Origin of the sequence: Streptomyces sp. SM11, assembly GCF_002910905.1 — a bacterium.
Taxonomy (GTDB): Bacteria; Actinomycetota; Actinomycetes; order Streptomycetales; family Streptomycetaceae; genus Streptomyces.
In genome coordinates this window covers 30,854-41,714 of record NZ_NEUE01000182.1, presented here as the reverse complement: position 1 = coordinate 41,714, position 10,861 = coordinate 30,854, and the positions used below count along the sequence as shown (strand labels likewise).

General features: G+C 71.0%; 6 protein-coding genes and 2 pseudogenes. 4 read left to right on the top strand and 4 right to left on the bottom strand.

The window, feature by feature from the left end; genetic code table 11:
* Positions 1–145 precede the first annotated feature (145 nt).
* The 3 genes and pseudogenes from B9S58_RS16645 to B9S58_RS16635 form a co-directional block, all read left to right on the top strand.
* Positions 146–1,377, top strand: a pseudogene (locus B9S58_RS16645) (ISL3 family transposase).
* A gap of 190 nt (positions 1,378–1,567) precedes the next feature.
* On the top strand, positions 1,568–4,018 hold the full coding sequence (locus tag B9S58_RS16640; protein WP_103532889.1) for a ThuA domain-containing protein: 2,451 nt from the start codon (positions 1,568–1,570) through the stop codon (positions 4,016–4,018).
* A 215-nt stretch (positions 4,019–4,233) separates the two neighbouring features.
* Positions 4,234–5,448, top strand: a pseudogene (locus tag B9S58_RS16635) (family 16 glycoside hydrolase); the annotation flags it as partial.
* A gap of 21 nt (positions 5,449–5,469) precedes the next feature.
* On the opposite strand, the gene B9S58_RS39115 reads toward B9S58_RS16635, so the two are convergent.
* Both B9S58_RS39115 and ligD read right to left on the bottom strand, forming a co-directional pair.
* Positions 5,470–6,576 (bottom strand): hypothetical protein, encoded by a 1,107-nt coding sequence (locus tag B9S58_RS39115; protein WP_103532891.1) that lies wholly within the window; start codon positions 6,574–6,576, stop codon positions 5,470–5,472.
* The gene (ligD, locus tag B9S58_RS16625; RefSeq protein ID WP_258044642.1) at positions 6,573–7,601 is read right to left on the bottom strand and encodes a non-homologous end-joining DNA ligase; all 1,029 of its coding nucleotides are present in this window, start codon (positions 7,599–7,601) and stop codon (positions 6,573–6,575) included. The genes B9S58_RS39115 and ligD overlap by 4 nt, the downstream gene beginning before the upstream one ends.
* 76 nt (positions 7,602–7,677) lie before the next feature.
* Here ligD and B9S58_RS16620 point away from each other — a divergent pair, with 76 nt between their 5' ends.
* Positions 7,678–8,739 (top strand): ATP-dependent DNA ligase, encoded by a 1,062-nt coding sequence (locus B9S58_RS16620; protein ID WP_103532887.1) that lies wholly within the window; start codon positions 7,678–7,680, stop codon positions 8,737–8,739.
* On the opposite strand, the gene B9S58_RS16615 is transcribed toward B9S58_RS16620, so the two are convergent.
* Positions 8,728–10,062 carry a lytic murein transglycosylase gene (locus B9S58_RS16615; protein ID WP_103532886.1) on the bottom strand — a complete coding sequence of 445 codons (1,335 nt, stop codon included), beginning with the start codon at positions 10,060–10,062 and terminating at the stop codon, positions 8,728–8,730. The genes B9S58_RS16620 and B9S58_RS16615 overlap by 12 nt on opposite strands.
* A gap of 20 nt (positions 10,063–10,082) precedes the next feature.
* Positions 10,083–10,832, bottom strand: coding sequence for a hypothetical protein (locus B9S58_RS16610; protein WP_103532885.1), 750 nt, complete (start codon positions 10,830–10,832; stop codon positions 10,083–10,085).
* Between the last annotated feature and the right edge of the window lie 29 nt (positions 10,833–10,861).

Below are 10,861 nucleotides of genomic sequence, written 5' to 3'. Positions count from 1 at the left end.
GGCTCTCCTGTCATATGTGTGGGGGCTCTGAGCTGGGCTGATACGTGAAACACGCCGCTCTCTGTGAACCTTGAGGTGTCTAGCAACAAGGTTGATCAAGCAGAGAAGCGGCGTGTCTATCTTCAGCATATGGAAGCGGACCCTGATGGTCGAAAGGCCGTGGTCGAAGGGGTCCGCTTCGACGGGAACGAACAGTGCGTGATCGTGTCGGTACGGCCCGAAGCGCGGCGGCGGCAGCGGTGTGGGATCTGTGTCCGGCCCGCGTCCTGGTACGACGGTGGCCGGGGACGGCGCCGGTGGCGGGCCCTGGACCACGGTGCGGTGCGGGTGTTCCTGGAGGCTGATGCGCCTCGGGTGGCCTGCCGGGAGCATGGGCCGACGGTCGTCGCGGTGCCCTGGGCCCGTCATGGTGCCGGGCACACCCGCGCTTTCGACCAGCGGACCGCGTGGCTGGCCGCGGAGTGCTCGAAGTCCGCGACGGCGGTGTTGATACGGACGTCCTGGCGGACGGTGGGCCGGATCGTCGAGCGCTACGTCGCCGACCGCGACGGGGCCGTCGACCGACTGGCCGGGCTGCGGCGGGTCGGGATCGACGAGATCTCCTACAAGCGCGGCCACCGCTACATGACCTGCGTGGTCGACCATGACACCGGACGAGTGGTGTGGATGGCCGACGGCCACGGCAAGGACGTCATGGACGCCTTCTTCGACCACCTCGGCGACGACCGGGCCGCGAGACTGACCCACGTCAGCGCCGACGGGGCGGGCTGGATCGCCGAGGCCCTGACTCGACGCGCCCCGAACGCGATCCGGGTGATGGACCCCTTCCACGTGGTGGCCTGGGCCACCGAAGCGTTGGACACCGAGCGCCGCGCCGCCTGGAACCGGGCCCGCCGCGAGGCCGGCGACAAGGAGAGGGCCCGGGCGCTGAAGGACTCCCGCTTCGCGCTGTGGAAGAACAAGGCCGACCTGACCGACCGCCAGGCCGCCAAGCTGACCTGGATCGCCGCCACCGACCGACGCCTGCACCGGGCTTGGCAGCTCAAGGAAGCCCTCCGTACGGTGTTCTCCCTGGCCAAGTCCCGTCCGACAGCCGCACTGCGGGCCCTGGACCGGTGGATCGGCTGGGCGAGGCGCTGCCGCATCGACGGCTTCGTCGACCTCCAGCGCAAGATCCGACGTCACTACGAAGCCATCCGCGCCGCACTCACCACCGGCATGAGCAACGGACTGATCGAGTCCACGAACACCAAGACCCGCCTCATCATCCGCCGGGGCTTCGGCTTCCACTCCGCCGACGCCATCATCGCCCTCGTCATGCTCACCCTCGCCGGAGACAAGCCCATCCTGCCCGGACGACAACCCCGGACAAGATGACCCACACATGCAGCAGGAGAGCCCGAAAAGAAGTCTAGCTTCGTGCGCTGTCGCAGTGAATCAAGAGCCAGTGACGAAGAGTGACCAAGCCACAGTCACCGAGAAGTGCAGTGACAACAGAGGGGTGGGTGACCACATGCAGCGCGCATCACATCACCGGTCCAGATCACGACGCGGCCTCGCGGCGGCCGTGGCGGCCGGCGCACTGACCGTTTCCATGCTGGGCGGCGGCAGCCCGGCCAGCGCGGATCCGTCGCCGGACAGGGCGCTGGTCGAGAATATGGCGACAACGTTGTCCTTACCGACTCCGCCCGGTTCCGCGAAGCAGGTCAAGGTGCTGGTATTCCACGCCTCGGCCGGCGACGAGGCACCGTACACGAACGCCGGGATCGCGGCGATCGAGAAGATCGGGCTGAGCGGCCCGGAGTCAGCGCGGTTCGCCACCGTGGCCACGGCCGACCCCCGGGTCTTCACCAACGGCAAGCGGCTCGGTTCCTTCCACGCCGTCGTCTTCCTGACCGGCGGGGGCGACGTCCTCGACCCGGCGCAGGAAGCGGGCCTGGAGGCGTACATGGAGGCGGGCGGCGGCTTCCTCGGCATCCACGACGCGGCGCGCACCGAGCCGTACTCGGACTGGTTCACCGGTCTGGTCGGGGCCCGTCCGGCGGCGAACAGCCCGACGTCCGTGCAGCGGGCGACCGTCGAGATCGGGGACCGGATCCACCCGGCCACCAAGAACCTGCCGTTGGAGTGGAAGCGCCCGGACAAGTGGCTCAACTGGACGGAGAACCCGTCCGGCGACGTGCACACCGTGGCGCGCGTACGGGAGTTGACGTACCAGCCGGGCGCGAGTGCCAACGGCTGCGACCACCCGGTCTCCTGGTGCCGTGACTACGACGGCGGCCGGTCCTTCTGCACGGCGATGGGCGGTACGGCGAACAGCTTCGCGGAGACCGACTTCCGCGACCATCTGCGCGGCGCCCTCGCCTGGACGAACCGGACCTCGCAGGCCGACTGCAAGGCGACGATCACCTCGAACTACACCGCCGAGCGGGTCACCGAGCCCAACCAGCCGGGCCGGAACGACCAGATCGGCGAACCGCACGGCCTGGTGACCGCGCCGGACGGGCGGGTCCTCTACATCGGGCGCGGCGGGGCCGACAGCTCCGCCCCCGTCGTCATCCACTGGAGTGACCCGGACACCGGCGAGGGCAAGGGCGAGATCCACGTCTACGACCCGAAGACCGGGAAGGTCACGCTCGCCGGTGCGCTGGACGTCTTCGGCAACAAGGGCGGCGGCGACGAACTGGTCAAGGTCGAGGAGGGGTTGCTCGGCATCGAGCTGGACCCGGACTTCGCGTCCAACGGGTGGGTGTACCTGCACTACACGCCGCACGCAAAGATCGACCGCGACAAGCGCATGGCGACCCGGCAGGTCTCCCGCTTCACCTTCGACTCCGCGACCGACAAGCTGGACCTGGCCTCGGAGAAGGTGCTGCTCGGCTGGCCGGTGCAGATCCACAGCTGCTGCCACGCGGGCGGCGGCATGGCGTGGGACTCGCAGGACAACCTGTACATCGCGACCGGTGACAACAACTCCTCAGGCTTCAGCGACGGTTACTCCGGCAACAACCCGCAGCCGAACTACCAGGGCGTCTCCTTCGCCGACGCGCGGCGCACGGCGGGCAACACCAACAACCTCAACGGGAAGATCCTGCGGATCCACCCGGAGGACGACGGTACCTACACCCTGCCCGAGGGCAACCTCTTCACCGGCGAGGAGCCGGACGAGGGCGGCGGCAAGACCCGCGGCGAGATCTATGTGATGGGCGTGCGCAATCCGGCCCGGATCTCGATCGACACCTCGACGGACACGCTGTACGCGGGCTGGGTCGGCCCCGACGCGGGCTCCCCGTCCACCACCTGGGGCCCGGCGAAGTACGACACGTTCGCCGCGATCACCAAGGCGGGCAACCACGGCTGGCCGTACTGCATGGGCAACTACCAGCCCTACCGGGACCGCAACCTGCCGGATCCGACCAAGCCGCTGGGCTGGTACGACTGCGACGCCCCGAAGAACGAGTCGCCGAACAACGACGGTCTGGTCAAGCTGCCACCGGTGACCCCGAACACCATCTGGTACTCGCCGCAGGGCGGCGGGGTCGACTACCCGCGCGACGAGAACGGCGTACCGAGCTACAAGGCGGACGAGGGCAAGGAACTCCTGCCCTGGCTCAAGGGCGGCGGGCAGGCCACGATGAACGGCCCGGTCTGCCGCTACGACGCGCAGAGCGAGTCCACCGCCAAGTGGCCGGCCTACTGGGACGGCAAGTGGTTCGTCGGCGACTTCTACGACGGCACCCAGCCCCGGCACGCCGTGCTCACCGACCCGAGGACGGCCGGCAAGGGCGGACTGCCCACGCACGCCGAGTCGTTGAAGGAGATCATCCCGGTCGGGGCCGACGGCATCCGCAATCTGATGGACTGGAAGTTCGCGCCGGACGGTTCGCTGTACGTCCTGGACTACGGGCGCGGCTTCTTCACCTCCGACTCCAAGTCCGCGCTGTGGCGCGTGACGTACCAGGGCGGCGGTGCGACCCCGGCCGCCGAGGACCTCGTCGGAAAGGCGGCAGCGAAGTGAGACACCACCCGTACCCCGCACGCGGGCGGCGGCGTCCGCCGAGCTTCTGGGTGGCCCTGCTGGCCTCCCTCCTGATGGTCCTCGGGCTGACCTCGACGGCCGCGTACGGCAAGGGGGACGACGCTCCCCCGGCGGCCGCCGCCGACCAGGTCCTCACCTGGACCGCGGGCGACCCGATCGACCGTTATCTGTCCGCTCCGAAGACGGCGGTGGCCGGCAAGGCGACGATCGTCTTCGAGAACAGCACGGCGACCGGCAACACGACGAGCATGCCGCACACGCTGACGTTCGGCGTTTCGGACCCGGAGTTCAACAACGACGTCCAGCTGAACATCCTGGCCAACCCGGGCGACGACGAGGGCGGCAAGCACAGCGTGGAGGTCACGCTGTCGCCCGGCCGGTACTTCTACCACTGCACGATCCCCGGCCACGGCATGATGCAAGGCATCCTGACCGTCACCGAGGGCGGCGGCGAGGACACCGAGGCCCCCGCGACCTCGGCGAAGGTCGACGGCGACAGAGACGGTGACGGCGCGTACATCGGCCAGGCCACGGTCAGTATCGAGGCCACCGACGAGGGCTCCGGCGTCGACACCGTCGAGTTCGCGCTCGGGGCGGACGGCGAGTGGCAGCCCTACACCACGCCCGTCGTAGTGAACGAGGTCGGCGAGCACACGGTCCGCTACCGGGCCACCGACATGGCCGAGCTGAAGACCGACGGTGTCATCGACCGGCGCGAGCGCAGGGCGATCTACCGGGCCGCCAAGCTGTCGGGCATCGGGAAGCCGGGCCAGGTCGAGGGCTACACCAAGCTCTTCGACGGCACAGCTGCCTCGCTCGCCAAGTGGAGCCACGTGGGCGGCGGCGCGTTCGGGCTGAACGAGGAGGAGGGCTCGATCACCAGCTCCACCACGGTGGACGGCATGGGCATGCTGTGGTTCCCGACCCGTGCGTACGGTGACTTCTCGCTGAAGCTCCAGTGGCGGGACGACGCCCCGGGCGCGGGCAACGCCAACGGCGGGGTCTTCGTCCGCTTCCCGAAGGTCCACGACCACCCGGAGGAGTCGCGTCCGGAGTGGGTCGCCATCAAGTACGGCCATGAGGTCCAGGTCAACGACCGGCCGGACGGCGACATGTACAAGACCGGTTCGGTGTACGGCTTCGACCGGGTGGGGCTCGGCGGCGCCGGGGTCACGCCCAAGGGAACCTGGAACGACTACGAGATCAAGGTGGTGGACCAGCACTACGAGATCTACCGCAACGGTGTCCTGATCAACGAGCTCGACAACACCCGCGGTCAGCTCTTCGAGCCGCCGCGGGGCGACGACCCCGGCACCGACGGCCGGCGGTTCGCCTCCGGTTACATCGGGCTCCAGGTGCACGGCGTCAGCGACGTCATCTCGTACCGCGACATCCGGGTCAAGGAGCTGAAGGCCCCCGGCCCCTTCCGCTCAGGTGGCCGCGGCCGCATGCTCCGGCGTGCGGGCGCGGCCACCGGGGTGTCGGTGCCGCCACACCCAGAAGACCGTGCAGGAGACCAGCGCCCAGCCGGTGAGGACCAGGTACGGGAAGACGAACTGGTGACCCTGGTAGTAGACGGCGGTGTGCTGGGCGTTGACGGAGGCTCCCGGCGGCAGCCAGCGGCCGATGTGCCCGAGCGCCGAGGGGAGCAGCGGCCAGGACACCGCTCCGCCGGAGGACGGGTTGCCGAGCAGCACCATCACGCCCCAGGTCGGGATCATCGCCCAGCGGCCCATCAGGGTGTTGAACATGGTGAAGACCATGCCGGAGGTGAACATCGTGAACGCCAGGATCAGCCAGGACTGGACGAACGGCAGGTCCACCGCCCCGAGCCACCAGTCCACGGCCGCCGCGATGGCGAAGCCGCCGAGCAGGGCGTACGCGGCGGTGAAGACGATCCGTTCGGCCGGATTCAGGCCATGGGCGTGCACGCTGAGCTGGATCGCGCCGAGGAAGCCCATGATCACGGCGGCCAGCGAGATGTAGAACAGGGCGAGCCCGCGCGGGTCGCCTCTCTGGAGCGGCTTGATGTCCCGGACGGTGAGCTCTACCCCGGTGGCGTCCCCCACCTCCGACCCGGCCTTGCCGAGCAGTTCGGCCACGGACGCGCCGGAGGCCCCGGCCACGTCGAGCGCCACCCCGCCGCCGTCGGACGCGCGCACGACGGCGAAGACCTTCTGCTCGTCCAGGGCGCGGCGGGCGTCGGCGACGTCCGGGTAGTCGCGCACTTCGAGGGAGGCGTCCAGGGCCTGCTCCATCCCCACGACGAAGGCCTCACCGTGCTCGGCCGCCGGCCGGGTGACCAGGGCGGCGGGGATGCGGTGCGGAGTGGGGTCGGCCATCGCGTACGTGTAGGAGCCGGCGAAGAGGCCGGCCGCGGCGGCGACGATCAGGACGAGCACGGTCGCCGGGAGGAACGGGCTGTTCTTGTACGCCTCCCAGCGCTCGCGGAGGGTGGGCGGACGCGCGTGCGCGCCGTGCCTCTCGCTGCTCCCGCCCTTCTCGCCCCTCTCTCCCCTGTCGCCGCTCCCGCTCACTCCATCTCACCGTCGTCGTCATCGTGGCGGGCGCGGCTTGGCTGGACGCGCTTGGGCTCGCCGGGCATCTTCGGGTACTCCGGCGGATAGGGCATGTCGCCGAGCCCGCGCTCCTTCTCGTCCCGGTCGGCCAGCTCCAGCAGCCCGTCGAGCCGAAACGCCTCCTGGTCCATGTCGGCGTGGACGTCGCCGAGTTCGGCGTAGCGCGCCGGGAGCGTGACGATGTCGAAGTCGCGCGGTTCGGCGTCGTCGATCTCCTCCCAGCGCAGCGGCGCGGAGACCGGGGCGTGCGGGAAGGGGCGTACGGAGTAGGCGGAGGCGATGGTGCGGTCGCGGGCGGTCTGGTTGAAGTCGACGAAGATCCGTTCGCCGCGCTCCTCCTTCCACCAGGCGGTCGTCACCCGCTCGGGCATCCGCCGCTCCAGCTCGCGCCCGGCGGCGATGGTGGCGCGCCGCACCTCGGTGAAGGTCCAGGCGGGCTCGATGGGCACGAAGACGTGGATGCCCCGGCCGCCGGAGGTCTTGGGCCATCCGCGTACGCCGTGGTCCGCGAGGACGGAGCGCAGCTCGTGGGCGGCGGTGACGGCGTCGGCGTAGTCGGTGCCGGGCTGCGGATCCAGGTCGATGCGCAGTTCGTCCGGGTGGTCGGTGTCCTCGGCACGGACCGGCCACGGGTGGAAGGTGAGGGTGCCGAGGTTGGCGGCCCAGATCACGGCGGCGAGCTCGGTGGGGCAGATCTCGTCGGCGGGACGGCCGCTGGGAAAGGCGATGCGCGCGGTGGGGATCCACTCGGGGAGGTTCTTCGGGGCGCGCTTCTGGTAGAAGAAGTCGCCCTCGACCCCGTCCACGAACCGCTGGAGCGTGGTCGGCCGGTGGTTCAGGGCACGCGTGATCCCGGGTCCGACCGCCAGGAAGTACTCGGCCACGTCCCTCTTGGTGTAGCCCTTCTCCGGGAAGTACACCTTGTCCGGGTTGGACAGCCTCACGGCCCGTCCGCCCGCGTCCAGCTCCACCGCTGCTCCCATGACGGCCACCGTAGGCCGGTCGCACATATGCCGCACATCGGGAGACATGGGTGGGTACACGGCCCAGAATCGGGTCATGGACCTGCCGGTGATGCCGCCCGTGAAGCCGATGCTCGCCAAGTCGGTGGCCAAGATCCCGCCGGGCATGAGCTACGAGGCGAAGTGGGACGGCTTCCGGGCGATCGTGTACCGCGACGGCGACGAGGTGGAGATCGGCAGCCGCACCGGAAAGCCCCTGACCCGCTACTTCCCCGACCTCGTCGACGCCGTACGGGACAGTCTCCCGCCGCGCTGTGTGATCGACGGGGAGATCGTCGTCGCCCACGAGGGCCGGCTCGACTTCGACCGGCTCGGCGAGCGCATCCATCCGGCCGACTCCCGGGTCCGGATGCTGGCGGAACAGACCCCGGCGAGCCTGATCGCCTTCGACATCCTCGCGGTCGACGACACCTCCCTTCTCCCCACCCGGCAGGCGGACCGGCGGGAGGTGCTCACAGCGGCGCTCTCCGGCGCGGACGCGCCCGTCCTCCTCGCCCCGTCCACCACGGACATCGAGGTCGCGCGCCAGTGGTTCGAACTGTACGAGGGGGCCGGGCTCGACGGGGTCGTGGCCAAACCGCTCGATCTGCCCTACCGGCCCGACACCCGGGCGATGTACAAGATCAAGCACGAGCGGACCGCCGACGTCGTGGTGGCGGGCTACCGCGAGCACAAGAGCGGCCCGGTCGTCGGCTCGCTGCTGCTCGGCCTGTACGACGCCGAAGGCGTACTCCAGCACGTCGGGGTCTGCGCGGCCTTCGCGATGAAGCGGCGCGCCGAGCTCGCCGAGGAACTCGCCCCGCTGCGCGCCGAGTTCGCCGAGCACCCGTGGGGCGCGTGGACGGACGCGGCGGCGCACGAGCAGTCGCGGCTGCCGGGGACGCAGAACCGCTGGTCGGGCAGGAAGGACCAGTCCTGGATTCCGCTGCGCCCCGAGCGGGTCTGCGAGGTGGCCTACGACCACATGGAGGGCGACCGGTTCCGGCACACCACCCAGTTCCGCCGGTGGCGCCCGGACCGGTCCCCCGCCGGCTGTACGTACGCGCAGTTGGAGGAGGTCGTCTCCTACGACCTGTCCGAGGTGCTGTCAGGCGGCTGACTCCGGGTCACCGGTCGGCGTGGCGCAGGGCTCGTCCGACACGCCGGGGGCCGCCGTCCCCGTGTCGCCTGACGGGGACGGTGACGCGGTGTCGGCGGGGCAGCCCGGGCCGGTCTCGCCGGGGTCGGGGTCGGGCGGTGTGGTGGGTCCGGTCGGGTCGGGGTCCGGGCCCGGGTCGGTGGGACCCGGGTCGGTGGGATCGGGGTCGGTGGGACCCGGGTCTGTCGGATCGGGGTCGGTGGGATCGGGGCTGGGGCTCGGGCCGGGGTCGGTGGGATCGGGGTCGGTGGGATCGGGATCCGTCGGATCGGGATCCGTCGGGTCGGTCGGGTCGGGGCTCGGGCTCGGCGAGCCGGGGTCCGTGGGACGCGGTGTGGGCGTCGGGCTCGGCGGCCGGGTGGACTGCGGGCCGACGACGACGCCTCCGTCGCCCTTGCCGGGACGGTCCGGCGCGCCGGGGCCACCGACCGGGGCCCTGGGCGGGGTCTTCCCGCCGGGTCCGGGGCTGACCGGGAGAACGCCCCTGCCGTCCGCGACCGGGTGGCTGCCCTTGCGGTAGAACTCCAGCCAGGACAGCACCGTCCGCAGATAGGTGTCGGAGCGGTTGTAGCTCAGGATCGCCCGGTCCAGGTCGGCTCGGCGGGTCAGATCGCGGGGTCCGGCGCAGAGGTAGTGCCCGGCGGCGAGCGCCGCGTCGTAGATGTTGTTCGGGTCCCGGCGGCCGTCGCCGTTGGCGTCCGCCCCCCAGGCGGCCCAGGTGGACGGGATGAACTGCATCGGCCCGACGGCCCGGTCGTAGGCGCGGTCGCCGTCGTACGCCCCGTTGTCGGTGTCCCGGATCAGCGCGAAGCCGTTCCCGTCGAGCGCGGGGCCGAGGATCGGGGTGAGCGTCGTCCCGCGCGCGTCGACCCGCCCGCCGGACGCCTGGCCGGACTCGACCTTGCCGATCGCCGCGAGCAGCTGCCACGGCAGCCCGCAGCCCGGGTCGCTGCGGCCCACCGCGCTCTCGGCCTTGCGGTAGGCGGCCAGCACCGTGGCCGGGATGCCCGCCTCGGACCGGGCACGGGCCACGACGGGATCGGGTTTCTTCCCGGACTTCAGGGGCGCGGGCGGCTTCGGGGACCGCAGCGGCGGTAACTCGGTGTGGTAGACGTCGTCACCCGGCACCTCGGTCCACACGACATCGTCCGACGACGCCGCCTTCTCCTGCCGGGACTCGGGCAGCGCGAACCCCGGGGCCTGGGACGCGGTGAGCGCGGTCATCGCGGCGACGGCGGTGGCCGTTGTGCTCAGCCGGCGGCGCACCGTGCGGTTGAAGCTCATGCGGTCTCCCTCTCCGGGGCTCAGCGAGCGAACGTGTCGATGGCGGCGATCAGCCAGGTGTCCCCACGGCGAACCGCGTCCACGGCGAACATGGCCGCGGCGTACGTCGTCTCCTCGTCCTTGCCGGTACGGGTGTTGCTCTGGTCGGCGAAGACCAGCAGCCGGGCGCGGTCGCCGTCGAGGAACTCCACCCCGCTCTCGGTGACGGTGGTGGTCAGGACGAGCTTCTGCTTCGGGGCCTGCTCCCGTACGTCGGCGAGCATGTCCTTGTGCTGCTGCACGGCCCGGCCGGTCAGATAGGTGCTCGCCGCGCGGTCGGACCGGGCCGGCGAGGCGTAGTCGTACGAGAACACCGCGCCGACGGCCTCACTGATCCGGCCCTTGACCTCACTGGTCCGGCCGATGTCGGTGAGCGCGGTGTTCTGCCGGGCCGGCTCGTCGCGGAGTCCGTCGGCGGAGGCGAACGCCCAGGCGGCGAAGGCCCCGAGGAGAACGGTGAGGGCGCACAGCACGACGGGGAGCGTGACCCGGAGACGGGATGCCTTGTCGCGTGGACCATCCGTCGGGGCATCAGGAGCGGTGTCGGCCCCGGCAGCGGCATCGGCATCGGTGTGGCGGGCGGTACCGGTGCTTGCCACGGCCTGCGGTTCGACATCGGTGGCGACGGCGGTGTCCGGCTCGGGTGCCGGATCCAGCTCGGCCCCCGGCGTACGCGATGGTGCCGTGGCCAGCCGGCGGCGGCGGTTGACGAGGTGACGGGTCGTCGACATGGGCGGGGTCCTCTCCGGGGCGTGCGGGG